Genomic DNA, 16,701 nt, shown 5'->3' on the forward strand with positions numbered 1-16,701 from the left:
GCGATTTAAGTAAGTAGAAAACGAGTCAACTGATCGCCTAAGATCAGAATCGAAAAGAAAAACGAAACGCAGAATGTATCGTTATAAGACCTCAAGTGCCCCCAGTCCGTCCACCGATCAGCACCGCACGAATGGCGACTGCCATGAGGCAGTCGCGGCCTAATTCAATTTCCCACTCAAACCACCGCTGTAGCCTGCGAGTTCCAGGTATGCGACGCCGATCCGTTCACCGGCCGCATTGAACACCTCACATGCCCCTTCCCAGTAGGCATTATCGGCATCGTTGCCGATGAACTCCTGCTTCGCCAGTAAGGGTCGGAGCTCATAGACGCATTCCGTGCCCGTCGCGGGATGCTTTGCTCGAATGCGAACGCGGGTCGGATAAACGACGCCCGTCTCGGGACTCCGCCAACGATCGAGCGCTTCCCAGGTAAAATCTTTGGCATAGACCGAAGTCACCTGGGCATCCGCATCGATCCAATACACCGCGGACCACGGGTCACTTTGTTCATTCGGGCCACGTAAGCGGTAGGCTTTCACTTCGGTGCCATCGTCGAGTTGAATGGCAGTCCAATCCCAACCCACCAGTTCGCTGCCGAGTTGACTGGACGAGATCTCGTGATCCATCCACGCCACACCTTCGAGTGCAATCGACTCCCCTGCTCGCTGCAAGGTGCCCGTCACTTCAATCCGTGTATAGGTCCAATACCAACTCACCGCAGCGGGATCGCTGCCTTTACGGGAAACACCCCGCTCGCCAAAACGCACTAGCGGTTTCGTTGGGCGTAGTATCAAATCGAGACGCACCCCATCCGCATAGCGCACGGACATTTGCATCCCGCTGCCGTCGTCAAGCGCCTGAGCCTCAATCGGCCCCACTCGTAGACCCAATTGATCGAGAGCAGCACTCGCTTGCCAGCCTTCACGATAGACACGTTCTAGATGATGATAGCGCTGCTGCTCCAAATCGCTCAACGCGGCATGGCTCATATAAAGCTGCTGATTACCAAAGCTCTCGGATGCCAATGGCTCGCCCTCGCCCGCCAGTCGAAACACCGTGGACTGAAAGCCAAAGCGCTCGCCCGTCTCGACCGCCTGCAAATGCCCCACCCAATACCACCACTCAATCCCGTAGTCAGGGTGTGCCCCATGCGCGCCCGGTAACTGCGGCACCACATCTGGCTGCGGCACCGGCTTGCCTGACTCGGTTTGCAAAGGCGGCTGTATCCACTCTCCCGATACCGAGGTAACCATCCACGCGAAAACAACTATGTATATCCAATGCTTCATTTCCTAGAATTCCGACGATTCCACATCATTCCGGCACACAGGCCGCACACGTAACCAGCAACGATTAGCAATGCTCCAAACAAGAGCAGCGATCCATAAGGAATACGCCACAACAAGGTCCAACCAAACGACTGCACATTGATCACCGCGATTAACAACCAGCCCAGCGCCAACCCCACCACAGTGCCACTGATCCAAGCGGCCAATGCAATCCCTGCGCCCTCTAAGCCAGCCGTCAGCAATAAACGCCGACGCCCGAAGCCCAAATGATTCAAGGTCTGCCAGGTGCGAGTCGATTCCTCAAAAATGGCGATCAGTCCAAGTAACAACCCGACCATCGCCACCACGATCCCGATGAGGTTCAAGGCCCCCGTCACACGAAAAGTTTGATCAAAGATCCCTAAAGCCAAGCGGCGCAACTCCTGTGCATTGTTGACCTTCAAACCAGGGTATTCGATGCGCAAGCGATCACGCACCGCATTCAAGTCTTCTCCTGCGTTCAAGTAGAGGCTGACATTCAACGGACGCTCTAAGCCGGTCCACTCACGCCACACTGGCACATCTACCACGGCCGAACCAAACTCATTTCCGTAATCAGCAAAGATCGCAATCGGCGACACCACAAGCGAGCCCATCGGCGTCTGCAACTCCACGACACCGCCTTGCATCACATCAAAGCGCCGCGCAAAGGCCTCGCTCACATATGCTGGCTCCGCTCCCGCGGGTGCCTGCCACTCTCCCGGCGCTTGAATCCATATTTGCTTCAAATCCTGCGTTACCCACACGTCAAAATCAACACCCGCCAAAACCGTCACCCCCACGGGCGCATCCACCTGCGTGGTATACAGCGCATCCAGATAGGCCAATTCGGGGAGCGCCTGGAGTGATTGCATCACCTCGACTCGTATTCCATTCGCGCGATGCCCACTACTGCCCTGCTCAGAGATATACAATCCTGCCTGAAAGCGCACATCAAACCACTCCTCGATCGTGCTTCGAAAACTGCCGACCATTTGAAAGATGCCTGTCACCATCGCGACGGCCACCACTAGCCCCGCAACCGCCAAACGATGGCGGCTCGATCCATCCGCCAAACGACTCAGTGCCAGGCGCCATACCGCACTCGGCGAGCAATTGCGTAGTGCCTTCGCCAATACCACCAAGGCCTGACCGGATAACAGCGCCGCTCCAAAAATCCAACAGCCTGCCGCTAGGAAGCCACCCAGCGCCATCTGCGCACCACCTGCCATCACCGGCGGAGGAATCAGCAGTGCCAACGCTCCGAGCAATAAAAAGCCGATGCCTAAGAGCGGACGACGTAACCAAACAAATCCGGGCGACCAATCTTCGCGCACCAAGACTTGAGCCGGGGGCGTCAACATTGCATCGCGCGCGGGCAGCCAGCCTGCCAACAAGCTAAATAGCGTCCCTAGAACCATACCGATCCACCAATCCGACGCAGTCAGCTGTATCTGCTCCGCTGAAGTCGCAAAATAAATCGCGTTCACCGTATCCGCCAACGAATGCACCGCGCCCAGCGCTAATAAATACCCCACTCCGACGCCTACAAATGAGCCCAGCACGCCGAGCAACAAGGCCTCGAATAAGCACATCGCAAACAGACTCTGCGCCGACACACCTAAGCTGCGAAGCGTCGCCAGTTCATTACGTCGCCGCACCACTGCCGCATCTAACGCCTGCAGTATCAAATACACGCCAACCAGAATAGCGATCAGCGACAAAATCATCAGATTCATACGAAACGCCTCGGTCATACTCGCACGCTCCGCCGCACGAGCTTCCGCTGGCGAAACCGTATACGCTGCTGGCAGCAGATTCTGTATCCGCGTTTGCAATACAGCCAAATACTTCGGATCGGCACGCCGCTCACGATCCGCGACGACCAACTCGATACGATCCAACTGATTCGGCCGCCCCAAGATGGCTTGTGCTGCAGGCAAGTCACACAGAATTAAATCGTCAGGCAGCCCCGACTGCGCGTCGCCAATCACATCCGCAATCTGCAAGGTTTTAGCCACCCCACCGGTCACGACTTCGATACGATCTCCGCGCTCCAGCCCAGCGGCCTCCGCCAATGTATACGAAATCCACACGGCATCCAACGGCCCCAACCAATCATACCACTCATCTTCTGAATCCCCGAGTGAGAAGCCCTGCTCCACAAACCGTGGCAAATTACCTAGGCTCACCAAATCTAAACCGACCATGTGCAACTGCCGCAGCTGAGCGCCCTGCAGATCTAACTGAGTCAGGCCGCCCTCAATCACAGGCACTACATGCCAATCAGGATCGGATGCCAATTCCCCGAGCGCACTTAGATCCGCATCCGACAACTGTCCTGGCTCACGTTCGAGCAAGAAATCACTACGCCCGGACACTGCCTCGTTGAACAAGCCAAAATTAGCCGACGCCGCACGGCTTGCTTGCCGTATGCCATTAAACGCACCGACGCCGACGGCGATGATCGCCAGCAGCACCAGATAATTGCCCCACGCCATACGCCAATGCCGCAGCGTTGACTTCAGTAAGAGCAGCCATGCAACACGTAACTCGCGAAACTGCATCATAGCTGAGGATCGATACAGCCATCACGCATGTGCAGCACACGATCACAAATACGCGTTGAATCGGCATCATGCGTGACCAACAGCAAGGCGATCCCATGCTCAATTGAAAGACTTTCCAATAAATCCAGCACCACACCCCCACTCACCGAGTCCAAACTACCAGTCGGCTCATCTGCTAAAATCAATTGCGGACGATGCATCACCGCACGCGCCAGGGCTACACGTTGACGCTCCCCGCCGCTCAGCGCATCCGGCAGATGCCCTCGACGATCCGCCAAGCCCACCGACCGCAACAACGCCAGCGCGCGCGCTTTGCGCAAATTCGCTGGCATATCGATTAACAAGCCCGGCAGTTCGACGTTTTCAAGCGCAGAGAGCGTCGGCAATAGGTGAAACGACTGAAAGACATAGCCGATCCACTCACGACGAATACGATCCATCTGCCCACGCTGCGAGTGATCATACACAAAGTCGCCTAACTGAATAGTGCCTTGATCCACCTGATCGATACCGCACAAACAATTTAGCAAGGTGGATTTACCGCAGCCACTCGGCCCCATCAGTGCAACACGCTCCCCTGCAGCAATATCAAAATCGACTCCGCGTAGCACCTCGACGGCACCATACGACTTACGAACAGCTGAAACCTTTAAAATTGTTGTCATGTGATAGAGAGAACGCGTAAGGAAGCATCAACTTACTAAAAAGACTCAAGACAGCACTTCAGCCAGTTGCAACAGATCCTCAACGACATGATCCGGCTGCTGTGCGAGCGGATAACCGATCGCCCCCGGACGCTTCACAAAGGCGGTCTGCAGGCCGACGTTCTTGGCACCCATTAGATCCCAAGCATGCGCGGCCACCATCAGCACTTCGTGCGGCTGCACCCCGAGATCAGAGAGCACCCCGTTATAAACATCCGGGTGTGGTTTGTATTTTCGAACGCTCTCGACGCTGTAGCTCTGCTCCAAGAGATCTATCAGACCTGCGTTGCGCAAGGCCGCGCTCGTTTCATCCGACGACGAATTGCTCAAAGTCACTAATCGACCCCCTTGCGCTGCCAGTGCTTTGAGCCCCGCCACCACATCTGCATGCGGCGGCAACGATTGAAGCGCTGGAACGATCGATGCCGTTGCGCCTTCGCCGCTCAACTCAATACCATGCTTCTCAGCCAGCATCCTTAGCGCGGCCGAACCGATCTCACCGAAGCCGTGATAGCTTCCGGACAAGGTCTCCACCAACGAGTAATGCAGCATGGTCGAAAACCACAGCGGCAACAGGTCTTCCCGACCGCCAAGCGCTTTGCCCACCGAAACTTTCAGTGGAGTTAAATCGAGCAGCGTCTCGTTCACATCGAATACGATTACTTTGGGTGTTGGCATGTTTTTGTTGGTTCTAGATTCGAATGAGTCATTTATAAGTCGGTGGCTTGCTTAAGCTGGCCTCCCGCCTAGAAAAAATGAGATCATTGGCCGTGTCGGTCGAGCATCTAAAGAAACTCGACTACGGAATAAAACTAAAGGTTCCCAACCACTCGATGTTCTGCTTTCATCGCACTATGCCTGTTTCCTATCGCTCGTTGTTTAAGTGCATACTCACCTGCTGTTTACTATTACATTGTGTTACCATTTCACTGACAGCAACAACACGCTCACTGGCAGTGACAGCCAAGGAGAGGTCAGACATGAGGCAACTTGCCTTTGCATTCGCCGAACAGACAGCGACACGACCACAGTCATATGATCCTGAACACTTCCAACAGATGGAGGATTTCTTGGCATTTATCGCCGCCGCAGGTGCGATGGATACAGACTTGGTTCTAGATTCCCTTGAAGTCGACTCTGATCAGCGCCCGAAGCCACCATTAGTATTTGCACGCATCACTCCAAACCATACGATCCAGGTCGATCCCACTATTTTCGAGTATCCGATCGGTATATCAGTTGCCATCTATCCAAACCTCGATCGACCAGCCTCCTTAACTCCGCTCTTCTGGACACGTGGCCTGCAGCAGTTCCGCTCATTTGATAAACCCTATTTGGGGCATGTCGCGTTCCTAGATGGTCATATCGAAACCTTCGGAGGAGAACCTGACGCTCATGATCCTGCTTTGTTACAGCTATTTCCAAACGATAATGGCTCCCCAACAGAAGCAGTCCGAACCTTAGAGTCCATCCCTCGCAATTCAACGGCACGGAATGCGCAACCACTGCCGACTCACTTACCAGAGTTAATCAAACAACGCCAAGAGGATTGGCAACGTCGGCGAATGATTCGAGGATGGATACTGTTTACACTGCCGGCACTGATCGGTGGATTCTTAGCAGGATACGTTAAGAAAGGACCACTCTCAGAGAAGTTATCCAGAGCCACGAGCGTAGCACTCACCATCGGGATATTAACGCTCATAGTCATCAGCATCTAGCGCTCTAGAAGCAACCAACTCGTGCCACATCCCTTCAAATTCATTTGAAATAAAACGCGCCCTCCAAGACTCCAATTGCACATGACAACATCATCAACCACGTCTTCGCCCCTTCACACTCCCGTCCAAATCGGTGCATGGGATTTGCCAAACCGTATGGTGATGGCACCGCTCACGCGTTGCCGTGCCAGTGAAGGCCGCGTGCCCAATGCACTGATGGCTGAATACTACGCGCAACGCGCGAGTGCAGGACTCATACTTTCCGAAGCGACTTCGGTCGACCCGATGGGCGTCGGCTATCCCGACACGCCTGGCATTTGGTCGGACGAGCAAGTTGCTGGTTGGAAACTAGTAACCGAAGCGGTGCATGCCAAAGGCGGCCGTATCCTTTTGCAGCTTTGGCACGTTGGGCGCATTTCTGATCCGATGTATCTCGACGGCAAACTGCCCGTGGCACCCAGCGCGATTGCACCTGCAGGCCACCCGAGCCTCGTGCGCCCGATCAAACCCTTTGTCACGCCACGCGCACTGGAGCTCGACGAAATACCCGCCATCATTGAAGCCTACCGTAAAGGCGCTGAAAATGCCAAAGCCGCCGGCTTTGACGGCGTGGAAATCCACGGCGCCAATGGCTATTTGCTCGATCAATTCCTGCAAGACTCCACCAACCAACGCAACGACAGCTACGGTGGCTCACTCGAAAACCGCGCACGTCTGACGCTCGAAGTGGTCGATGCTGCGATCTCTGTTTGGGGCGCTGACCATGTCGGTCTACACATTGCACCCGACTGTGATGCACACGATATGGGTGACTCCGCCCCTGAAGCCACTTTTGGTTATATATCGGAAGCGATGCGCGCACGCGGTATCGCCTTTATCTTTGCCCGCGGCCAGCAGACGGAAGGCATGGTCGGCACGAAACTGAAAGCGATCTTCCAAGGCCCTTTCATCGCCAATCAACAACTCAGCCCAGAAGCTGCCGCCGAGCTGATCAACAAGGGAATCGCCGACGCTTGTGCCTGGGGGCAGCAGTTTATAGCGAACCCCGATCTGGTTCGGAAATTCAAAGAAGGCCTTGCGCTCAATGAAATCGACAGTGACAGCTTCTATAGCGGCGGCGTCAAAGGTTACACAGATTACCCAGCAGCGGATTGATCTGATTGATGGCGGATGATAAAAATCATCAATATACTAAAAGCAGAGTTGCCGAGCAGAAAGAGTGGAAACTGTAAGGCAGCAGGCAGCGAATAGACGATTAACAGCATGATTGGCCAAAAGCTAAGAGAGGTCGCCCAGATCGGGAGCACTCGATCTCGAAGCACAGGCAAGCTCACGGATGCACAAAACCGCGAGGGACTGTAATTCGTTTCGCGAACTAGAAACCAAAGCGTAATAAAAGGCACACAGAGGAGTGGCGTAAATACAAGTTGATCCATCACCACCTTGATCACCAGCGTTGTGACGTCGTTGCCATGACCAAACACCATGCTCTGCAAGGTATAAAAGCGATCGACTAGCATGCCAACAATCGCCCACATCATGAACTGATGGACGAGTTCTCCGAAGCTAGGTGCTGGGCTGCCTTTGGGACGGAACTTCCGCTTCAACAGTTCAGGAAACACGCATCCACTAAAGGCGGTAGTCACAGCCGCAAAGGTGATCCCCAGCTCTACCTTGAGCTCAGCGATACGACCGAAGACTGCCTGTGTCGATGGAATCCAATAGTAGCTTAATACCAGGCAAAGAGAGATGCCTTGGATCAGTAGGATCGCTGGCCAATAGGCACGCAAAGCCTGCAAGGTCGGAGTGATGACCTTTACTAAGTAAGCGAGTGGAGTTCTATGTTCGTTAGACACGGCGACTTCGAATCAGAGTTCGGTGATATGAGCCGAATCATCTGCTAAGCGCTTGCGAGGCTCACTACGGAACAGATCCATAATATCCTCCAAAATCACATAGAAGCATGGCACCAAGATCAGCACCACGATGGTCGCAAACAAAATACCGAAGCCGAGCGAGATCGCCATAGGAATCATGAAGCGGGCTTGGCGTGACGTTTCTAAAATCATCGGAGCTAGGCCGCCGAAGGTGGTGAGCGTCGTCAAAATGATCGCACGAAAACGCGCCACCCCCGCCAACTGAACGGCCTCACTCGGCGACTTCCCTTCTTCGCGTTGGCGGCGATTTGCGAAATCGATGAGCACGAGCGAATCATTCACCACCACACCCGAAAGCGCAACGATACCAAACAAGCTCATCAGACTCAGGTTGTAGCCCATGATTATATGTCCAAACACTGCACCGACTAAGCCAAATGGTATACAACACATAATGACCAGCGGCTGGTAGTAATTGTTAAACGGAATGGCCAGCAGCGCGAAAATACAAAAGAGCGCCATTAGCAGCCCCATGATCAAGGAACTCATACTCTCGGCCATATCCGCCTGCCGCCCCTCGAACTTCCATGTAAGCCCAGGAAACTCCTGCATCAGTTGCGGCATCACTGTGGCGGATAAATCCGTCATAATCGGTCCAACATCGCCAGAGTCTTCCGTCTCTGCGGACACCTCAATCACACGTCTTCCATTGTTACGCTCGATTCCAGTAAACGCACGCCCGCGTTTCACTTCCACTGCATCGAGGATCGGAATCTCTCCACCCTGCGGAGTCATCAAAACTAGATTCTCAATATCATAGATCGATGCACGCTCCTCAACGGGCAGGCGCACCATCGTCTTCACTTCGTTACGGCCACGGAGCTGACGTAATGCCTCAGCACCATAAAAGCTATGTCGAATCTGCAGAGCAATGCTGCGTGCATCTAAACCAAGTGCTTGCGCTGCAGGCTTCACCGTAAAGTCAAATTGCTGCTTACCTGGCTGCACACCATCATCAATATCCTTAATCTGCGAAAACAGCCGCAAGCGATCCGCCAAGGCAAGGCTGGCGGCATCCAATGTATCCACATCTCGATGACTCAGCTGCAGCGTGAGTCCCTTTCGGCCTCCGCCAGGCCCACCACGGTCTGCTTGAAAATTGAGCGTATCCACACCTGCAACTGGCCCAAGTGCTTGACGCCATTTCGAAGTGAAACTCGCAGTATCAACGGGGCGAATTTCAGGTGCGGTCAAATAAACGCGCATATCGAAATTATGGCTACCACCATTCCCCATATTAACAAACACCCCTTCCGCCTGTTTTAGCCCACCATTTTCGGCGACGGTCTTTTGAGCGGCTTTAGCCATTCTTAGAGCGACCACTTCGGTATCAGCAATCGGTGAACCAATCGGCAAACGAGCAGAGGCATACGCATAGTCCGAATCCGGGCGCTCGATCTGAATCACACGAATGCGGCCACTTTGCACATAGCCGAGTGTGATCAGCAGCACTGCGATACCGACTGCAACCACCAAATAACGAGCATTCAGTAAGCGCCCAATAAACGGCCCATACTTATTGTTCACCATGCCCGTAAACCAACGACTAAAACGCTGTTGGAACGCGTGTAAACGACCGCCGATACCAGAAGGGTGAATGTCTTTCTGATGTGACAGGTGAGCCGGTAAGATATACAATGACTCAATCAATGAGATGGCGAACACCGAGATGACCACAATTGGGATCGCGACAAAGAACTTGCCCATCATGCCGGGCACAAACATTAGCGGCATGAAGGCCACAATATTAGTCAACACACTAAAGGTAACAGGCATCGCCACTTCCTTCGTGCCAGCAATCGCTGCTTCATGAAACGGTAATCCCTTCTGGTGCCAGCTGTAGATATTCTCGCCGACGACAATCGCATCATCCACCACAATCCCCAAGGTAATCAGGAATGCGAACATACTAATCATGTTAATGGACGCGCCGAAAAGCGGCATAATCCAGAACGCGCCGAGGAATGAGATCGGAATACCCAGCATCACCCAGAACGCCAAGCGCGCCTCTAGAAATAAGCCGAGCACACAAAGCACGAGCACTAAACCGTAACCGGCATTGCGCATCAGCAAATTCGCACGATCCTGAAACATGTCCGCCTTGTTGTTCATGATCTCGGCATGAATGGTTGCTGGCAGTGTCTCATTGAGCTCCTCAAGTGCTTCTTCGACAGCAGCGGAGACCTTCCCTGGCGTCTGGTCACCGACACGGAAAACATCGATTTTCAACGCGTTTTGAATGTCGATCGTCGTCTCTCCGCCCGCACCTTCTACAAAGCGACCATAACGTGCATAGCGATCCGACTCTTCAAAACCGTCGATCACTGTCGCGATGTCACCCAAATAGACACGTGATCCATCCGAGTTGGTAATGATTGGAATACTCTCAAACTCAGATGCCCAATCACGCTTCTCAGTCACACGCACGAGAATTTCACCGCCAGACGTCTTCACGCCACCACCGGGTAAATCCACTGCAGCGTTACGCACACGCGCGGCGACTTGGCTTAATGTTAATCCATATTGACGTAGCGTTTGCCGATCCACCTCAATGGTGACTTCATAGTCACGCACACCAACTAACTCGACCTGTGTAATCTCTTTGCTCTGCAAAATTCGGTCACGAATCACCTCTGCCGCATCGCGCAAAGTCCACTCATCGTGCGAACCGTAAATCACCAGATCCAGCACATCACGCTTATAACTAGCGATACGAACCTTCGGCTCTTCAGCCTCATCGGGAAAGGTGCGAATGCGGTCGATCTCATTCTTAATATCCGCGTAGAGTTGCTGTATATCTTCACCTGCGGCCACTTCGGCGCTGACACTACCGCTGCCCTCACGCGCATTAGAGACCACTTCTTCAATACCATCTAAAGTTTGGATCGCCTCTTCAATGGGCAAGACAATGCCCTCTTCCACCTCTTCGGGCGAAGCGCCTGGATAGCTAACAGATATACTAATTACATCTGGATCCGACGCAGGAAACATCTCCTTAGTCGTCTGCATTCCAATGATCAGGCCACCCACGACCAGCACCAACATCAATAGATTCGCAGTCACCGAGTGGCCTGCCATCCATGCGATCGAGCCCTTCTGTCTATGGAAGGAGCTCGTTGAAGATTTTTCAGTATTCATAGCAGTTGTTAGTTACTGGTTATTTCGCAGCGGAGGCAGGCCCCTTCTTCTTCCCCTGCGGCGCCGCGTCGCCTATCACCGAGACGGCCATGCCATCTGCAGCAAAACTCAGCGGCGATGTAATTAGCCGCTCCCCAACATTTACCCCCGAACCAACCACAACTGTATCACGGTTTTTCCAGATAACTGAGACTGGACGAATCTCCAGTTTCGATCCTTCGCCAACGACCCAGACATTGTCCCCATTGTGCAAAGTATTTCGCGGAATCGTAACGGAACCAGGCAATTCGTGGCCGACCAACTCGACCGCAACATACGAACCGAGTAACAGCTTCGGGCGTTCATCATTCTCTGACTCTAGACCGAGAGGATCTTTCACTTCAACTAGCACACGTGCCATACGACCATCAGGATCCAGGTCACCTAGGAGACTAATGACACGACCGGGCAATGGTGTATCCGCGCCGTCAATACTCACGATCGCCTCCGCTCCAGGAATCTCTAGCACCGATAGCTTACTCACTGGCACTGACACGCGCACATGAAAGGCATCTGTTGAAACCAGCTGAGCCACCTCGCCCCCCATCCCTGCCATCGAGCCGACTTCCACCGACTTGGAAAGCACCAGTGCATTAAACGGTGCAACAATCTCGGTGCGCGACAAGTCGAGCTTCGCTTGGTCAAGCGCCGACTGCGCGCTACGCTCCATCGCCTTGGCTTGTTTCAACTGCGGCTCACGTAATGCTAGTGATGAACTCTCCGCCATGACATCGTCTGAGTCGCCAAGTAGCTCCCACTCGCGAGTTGCGACTCGTTGAAAGCCCATCTCCAAGTCCAATTCGGCGCTGCGTAGCTCCAAAGTGCTTGCAGCTTGCTCCAATTTCAACTCGTAGTCATCCCCCTCGATCTGCGCGAGCACTGTGCCCGCATCGACATGTAGTCCTTCTAATAAACCTGGGGCGATCTCAAGCACACGCCCACTGACCTGAGCCTTTAATGTGACTTCTCGCGCGGCTACCACGAGCCCCATACCTTCGATCCGCACACCTGCATCGGATTGCTCAATCGGCATGGCATCGACCAGGACTTGCATGACTTTGGGCTGGCGTTTCTTCGCTTCAGGGCCAGTCGCCTTGAGCACTTTCATGCCCACCACTCCGGCTCCGACGACTACGATAAACAATACAAATATTAAGAATTTAGACTTCATAGTGAGAATTCAGGAAGTTGACCGCCGAGTGCTTTGTGTAGAGCGATTCGGGCTTTAAATAGATTGGCAATTTGGGTGATTTCGTCGCGCTCGAGTGACTGCACTGAGATCAACGAAGAAGTAACATTTAAATAATCGGAAAGTCCGTTGGCGTAGCGGTTACGCGCGGCGGACAGTGTTTGTCGAGCAAGTGCCAGCTCGTTACGCAATGCTTCGAGTTGATCCGCAACCTTGTCTTCGAGCATCAGCGCATCTTCCACTTCCTTGAGCGCGGTCAGCACTGTTTGACGATATCCAGCCAGCGCTTCATCCACGACTGCCTGTTGTTTTTCGACTTCCAGTTTGCGACGTCCGCCATCTAGCACCGGCGCTACGATTTGCCCCGCAAAGCGTGCGAGCCAATCATCAAATAAATCTTCAAAACGATCCGCCCCCGTCGAACCACTCAGTCCGAGTGTCACACTCGGCAAACGATCTGCCTTTGCAGCCGCAACATTCCAATCTGCCGCTTCGATACGTCGGAGCGATGCGCGCACGTCGGGACGTTGTTGTAGTAAATCGCTCGGCACACCGGTCGATGGCATCGGCGGAAGCTCAGGCGCGTGTTGCCAGTTGATCTCCTGTGGTTCTGTAGCGGCATTGCCCAACAGTAAGTTCAGCGCATAGACAGAGGCAAATAACTCCGCTTCTGCTTTGGGAATACTAGAGCGCGTGCGAGCGACTGTTTGACGTGCCTGATACACATCCAGTGAGTTGGACTGTGAGTTTCGGAAGCGCAGCTCGATCAATTCTAACTGCGTCAAATTCGTTTCCAATTGTTGCTGCAACAGCGCGACACGATTCTCGGCCTCGATGATCTCAATCCACCGACTCGCGACACTTGCAGAAATCGTCAGCGCGGTGCTTTTTAAGTCATCGGCGGTTGCGAGTGCACGCGCCTCCGCGGCACTTTGTGTGGAGCGAATCTTGCCCCACAAGTCGACTTCATAGCTCATCGCCGCACCGACCTCATAATTATTCGATGCCGTATCTCCCTCGTTGAGCCACGTCCGATCATAGCCAGAAGTCACGCTAAGATCCGGATAGAGATCTGCACCCGCTTGTTTGGCCGCCGCTTCGGATTGCCGGAGTCGCGCCCATGCTTGAGCAATATCCAAATTATCCGTAAAGGCAGTTGCTTCGAGTGCATCCAAATCATCGCGGTTAAAACTCGTCCACCACACTGCATCGGGTGCCACCGCAGTGTTTTTCGTCGTGCTGCTATACTGCCCGGGCAAGGTTTGCAGCTCTACGGCCTCACGCTGCGGGGCGGTGTAACAACCGACCAAGACGAGCAACGGGCTCAGGCTAACGATGCCTCTGAATTTTGAAATCGGTCTCATGCGTTTGTTGAGTCCTCCAACATACCTTTTATTCCTGCTAATGAAAATTGATAGATGTGCTCAGCAATCACATCTGATTCCGGCAGAGTGAGAGGCGCGCGTCGACCAATCTCGCGGATCAACCGGTTGAAATTATAAAATTGGAATTGTGCCACCACACTGACCATCGCGAGGTGCATGCGTTGCTCGGAAGCATTTGGCCCAAGCAAGCCCGAAATGGCGCTCCACATGTGCGCACGGTTTTGGCTGATGAGCTCTGAAAAAATCATATCGACGGCGAAGGTGGGCTCTGCGAACTCCTTTGCAACCATGCGGCACAAATACCCAGGCTGCGTCGGGCAAAAAATCTGCGAGATCATCGCATGTATATGCTGCCGTAGTCGTTGCTCTGGGGACGCATCCGCATCGGAAGGCAGCGCGACCGGATACGTTTGATTCGCCAGATTATACGCTGCGCGCAGCGACTCACGGTAAAGCGACTGCTTATCCCCGAAATGATAATTCACCGCCGCCACGTTGGCCTCTGCCTGCGTCGAAATCGCCGCTACGGTGGTTTGCTCGAACCCACGCTCCGCAAAGAGCGCCATCGCCGCTTCCAATAAGCGCGTGCGGGTATTCGTTTGATTCAAAGGTGCCATTACAGATTCAATTACACAATTTAAACGCGCATTTAAATCTTTTGTTTCAATTATTTTCCAGAGAGAATAAATCGCCCACAATTTCACGCAGAACCTTACAGTAGAAGCGGCATCTTGCCGCTTTGCCCTGTTCAAAGAAAAAGCGGCTGGAAGCCGCTTCTACTGAACTCCCCTACCGCTACTTCCGGTTCGTCAAAAAAGCCTGATGCTGCTGAAGCTGCTGATCCAGCGACGATGCCACCACGACAGAAGTCGCGAAAAACATGATCACAGCATTCGAAACCGCGTCACCACAACTTGAATCCTTAATTCGCTTCGAGAAATCTTGATTCAGCCCCTCCAGCACCTCGTAAAGCTCTTTCAAATGGGTCAGCTCCCAGTCCGGCTCACCGCCCTCTAGCTGCACAAAATACTGCTTCGTCAAATACGAGCCCACCGTCCGGTGCAATGTCTCACGCGTTGAACAAAACGGGATATGAAAACTCGCCATTGCCCCCAACTCCTTTAGCACCGGGCACCCACTGGTCGCCATCATCAAGCCCATCAACGAATTGATCCCAACCTGTAAATCGCAGTCATTACTGTATTTGCGTGCCGCAGCCTCGACAGTGACTTGCACACGCTCGGTCGAAGCATCATTAGGAAAGGCATCTAGCAAGCCATGCATCCTGGTGGCCACTGGGCAATATTTACAATCAGCCGTGCTCAGAGGGCAACACGCGCACTGCCGATGCTCCAACCGAGCCCAATCTGGAAATGCCTCGCTCGACTCGAGGTCATGCGGCTCTGTCTCAACGTCAAAGACCACCTCTCGATCCTTGACTTGAAAAATATAGCGCACCACTCCGTCATTCATGCCGTTACAATAAAGGGGCAATTCAAGCACCGTCGATACATCAATGCAGAAACCCGCTCATTTTTCTGACTTATTTACCACAATTAGGTTTTTCACCCCACCCGACAGACTTAAGATTGTGTCCCGAAAGGAGAATCCCTCATATTGCCGCACACATGGAATTTACACATATCGATAAGGACCAACGCCCGACCATGGTCGACGTTTCTGAAAAAAACGTAACGGAGCGCACCGCCATCGCAGAAAGCTTCGTCAACCTCGGCCCAGAAATCATGAGTGCTTTAACCGAAGCAGGTTGGAGCTGTAAGAAAGGCCCCATTCTCGATACTGCGGTCATCGCTGGCACCATGGCCGCAAAAAAGACCTCCGAGCTCATCCCGTTTTGCCACCCGCTCAACCTGAAATCCATCAAAATTAAAATCGAGCCCGTCGATGACTCCCGTCTCAGAATCGAAGCCTTCGTCAAAGTGCTCGACCAGACCGGGATCGAAATGGAAGCCCTGACCGCTGCCAGCGTGGCCGCACTGACGATCTACGACATGTGCAAGGCCGTCTCGAAAGACATCGTGATCGAAGAGACTCGCCTCGTTAAAAAAACCGGCGGCAAGAGCGACTACACACTCTCACAATCATGAACCAAGCAATCTACGGCCTCCTCCTCGTCGGCGGTGAAAGTCGCCGCATGGGCAGTGACAAAGCACTGCTCAGCTACGACGGCAAAACGACACAACTCGAACACACCGCCGCACTTCTGCAAACCGTGTGCCCACGCGTCTTCATCTCGCAACGCGAGGAGCAGCCCTTCCCCACGCCCGCAGGCACCGAAGCGATCTTTGACAGTGTCGAAGACGCCCGCGGCCCACTGCGGGGCATCCTCTCAGCGATGCACGCACACCCCGACGCCCACTGGCTCGTTCTAGCCTGCGACCTGCCCAACCTGACAACTGCCGCACTGGATAAACTGATCGCCGAATTTCGCGCAGCACCGAGCGCAGAGTTGACCGCCTACCGCAGCAGCCATGACGGGCTCCCCGAACCGCTTTGTGCGATCTATCCGGCAGGCAGCGACGCAGGACTCCTCGCACTCGCGCAAGAGCTCGGCAAATCCTGCCCCCGCAAATTACTGATCATCAAAGAAGCCGCCCTCGTTGAGCAAGACGACCCACGCAGCCTCGATAACATCAACACTGCCGAAGAATTTAAGGAGCTCACACAGTAGAAGCGGCTTCCAGCCGCT

General features: G+C 53.7%; 14 protein-coding genes. 4 read left to right on the forward strand and 10 right to left on the reverse strand.

The window, feature by feature from the left end; translation table 11 throughout:
* Window positions 1-159: 159 nt before the first annotated feature.
* Genes GZZ87_RS00515 through GZZ87_RS00530 form a run of 4 tightly spaced genes read right to left on the reverse strand, consistent with a single transcriptional unit; the run spans window position 160 to window position 5,260 of the window.
* On the reverse strand, window positions 160-1,290 hold the full coding sequence (locus GZZ87_RS00515; RefSeq protein WP_162027040.1) for a lipocalin-like domain-containing protein: 1,131 nt from the start codon (window positions 1,288-1,290) through the stop codon (window positions 160-162).
* A complete protein-coding gene (locus tag GZZ87_RS00520; RefSeq protein WP_244648159.1) occupies window positions 1,287-3,878 on the reverse strand; it encodes an ABC transporter permease in 2,592 nt (863 codons plus the stop codon). Before GZZ87_RS00520 ends, GZZ87_RS00515 begins: the two co-directional genes overlap by 4 nt.
* Window positions 3,875-4,543 (reverse strand): ABC transporter ATP-binding protein, encoded by a 669-nt coding sequence (locus tag GZZ87_RS00525; protein WP_162027041.1) that lies wholly within the window; start codon window positions 4,541-4,543, stop codon window positions 3,875-3,877. Before GZZ87_RS00525 ends, GZZ87_RS00520 begins: the two co-directional genes overlap by 4 nt.
* A gap of 45 nt (window positions 4,544-4,588) precedes the next feature.
* The gene (locus GZZ87_RS00530; RefSeq protein WP_162027042.1) at window positions 4,589-5,260 is read right to left on the reverse strand and encodes a haloacid dehalogenase type II; all 672 of its coding nucleotides are present in this window, start codon (window positions 5,258-5,260) and stop codon (window positions 4,589-4,591) included.
* A 302-nt stretch (window positions 5,261-5,562) separates the two neighbouring features.
* Between GZZ87_RS00530 and GZZ87_RS00535 the strand changes: the two genes are divergently transcribed.
* Together GZZ87_RS00535 and GZZ87_RS00540 are read left to right on the forward strand one after the other, a co-directional pair.
* Complete coding sequence (locus tag GZZ87_RS00535) at window positions 5,563-6,303, forward strand: hypothetical protein (protein WP_162027043.1); 741 nt, start codon at window positions 5,563-5,565, stop codon at window positions 6,301-6,303.
* 81 nt (window positions 6,304-6,384) lie between these two features.
* Entirely contained in the window at window positions 6,385-7,458 is a 1,074-nt protein-coding gene (locus GZZ87_RS00540; protein WP_162027044.1) for an alkene reductase, read from the forward strand.
* Here the strand turns inward: GZZ87_RS00540 and GZZ87_RS00545 are convergent.
* The 6 genes from GZZ87_RS00545 to GZZ87_RS00570 all read right to left on the reverse strand — a co-directional run bounded on the left by GZZ87_RS00545 (window position 7,440) and on the right by GZZ87_RS00570 (window position 15,464).
* Entirely contained in the window at window positions 7,440-8,159 is a 720-nt protein-coding gene (locus tag GZZ87_RS00545) for a hypothetical protein (protein ID WP_162027045.1), read from the reverse strand. The two genes, GZZ87_RS00540 and GZZ87_RS00545, sit on opposite strands and share 19 nt — an antisense overlap.
* 12 nt (window positions 8,160-8,171) lie before the next feature.
* The gene (locus tag GZZ87_RS00550) at window positions 8,172-11,378 is read right to left on the reverse strand and encodes an efflux RND transporter permease subunit (protein WP_162027046.1); all 3,207 of its coding nucleotides are present in this window, start codon (window positions 11,376-11,378) and stop codon (window positions 8,172-8,174) included.
* A gap of 19 nt (window positions 11,379-11,397) precedes the next feature.
* Window positions 11,398-12,588, reverse strand: coding sequence for an efflux RND transporter periplasmic adaptor subunit (locus GZZ87_RS00555; protein WP_162027047.1), 1,191 nt, complete (start codon window positions 12,586-12,588; stop codon window positions 11,398-11,400).
* The gene (locus GZZ87_RS00560; protein WP_162027048.1) at window positions 12,585-13,970 is read right to left on the reverse strand and encodes an efflux transporter outer membrane subunit; all 1,386 of its coding nucleotides are present in this window, start codon (window positions 13,968-13,970) and stop codon (window positions 12,585-12,587) included. Before GZZ87_RS00560 ends, GZZ87_RS00555 begins: the two co-directional genes overlap by 4 nt.
* Complete coding sequence (locus GZZ87_RS00565) at window positions 13,967-14,608, reverse strand: CerR family C-terminal domain-containing protein (RefSeq protein ID WP_162027049.1); 642 nt, start codon at window positions 14,606-14,608, stop codon at window positions 13,967-13,969. The genes GZZ87_RS00560 and GZZ87_RS00565 overlap by 4 nt, the downstream gene beginning before the upstream one ends.
* A gap of 178 nt (window positions 14,609-14,786) precedes the next feature.
* Window positions 14,787-15,464, reverse strand: a complete 678-nt coding sequence (locus tag GZZ87_RS00570) for a hypothetical protein (protein WP_162027050.1) — start codon at window positions 15,462-15,464, stop codon at window positions 14,787-14,789.
* Window positions 15,465-15,619: 155 nt separating this feature from the next.
* Here GZZ87_RS00570 and moaC point away from each other — a divergent pair, with 155 nt between their 5' ends.
* Together moaC and GZZ87_RS00580 are read left to right on the forward strand one after the other, a co-directional pair.
* Window positions 15,620-16,099, forward strand: coding sequence for a cyclic pyranopterin monophosphate synthase MoaC (gene moaC, locus GZZ87_RS00575; RefSeq protein WP_162027051.1), 480 nt, complete (start codon window positions 15,620-15,622; stop codon window positions 16,097-16,099).
* On the forward strand, window positions 16,096-16,683 hold the full coding sequence (locus tag GZZ87_RS00580) for an NTP transferase domain-containing protein (RefSeq protein ID WP_162027052.1): 588 nt from the start codon (window positions 16,096-16,098) through the stop codon (window positions 16,681-16,683). Before moaC ends, GZZ87_RS00580 begins: the two co-directional genes overlap by 4 nt.
* Window positions 16,684-16,701: the final 18 nt, after the last annotated feature.

The organism is Lentimonas sp. CC4, from assembly GCF_902728235.1.
GTDB lineage: Bacteria > Verrucomicrobiota > Verrucomicrobiia > Opitutales > Coraliomargaritaceae > Lentimonas.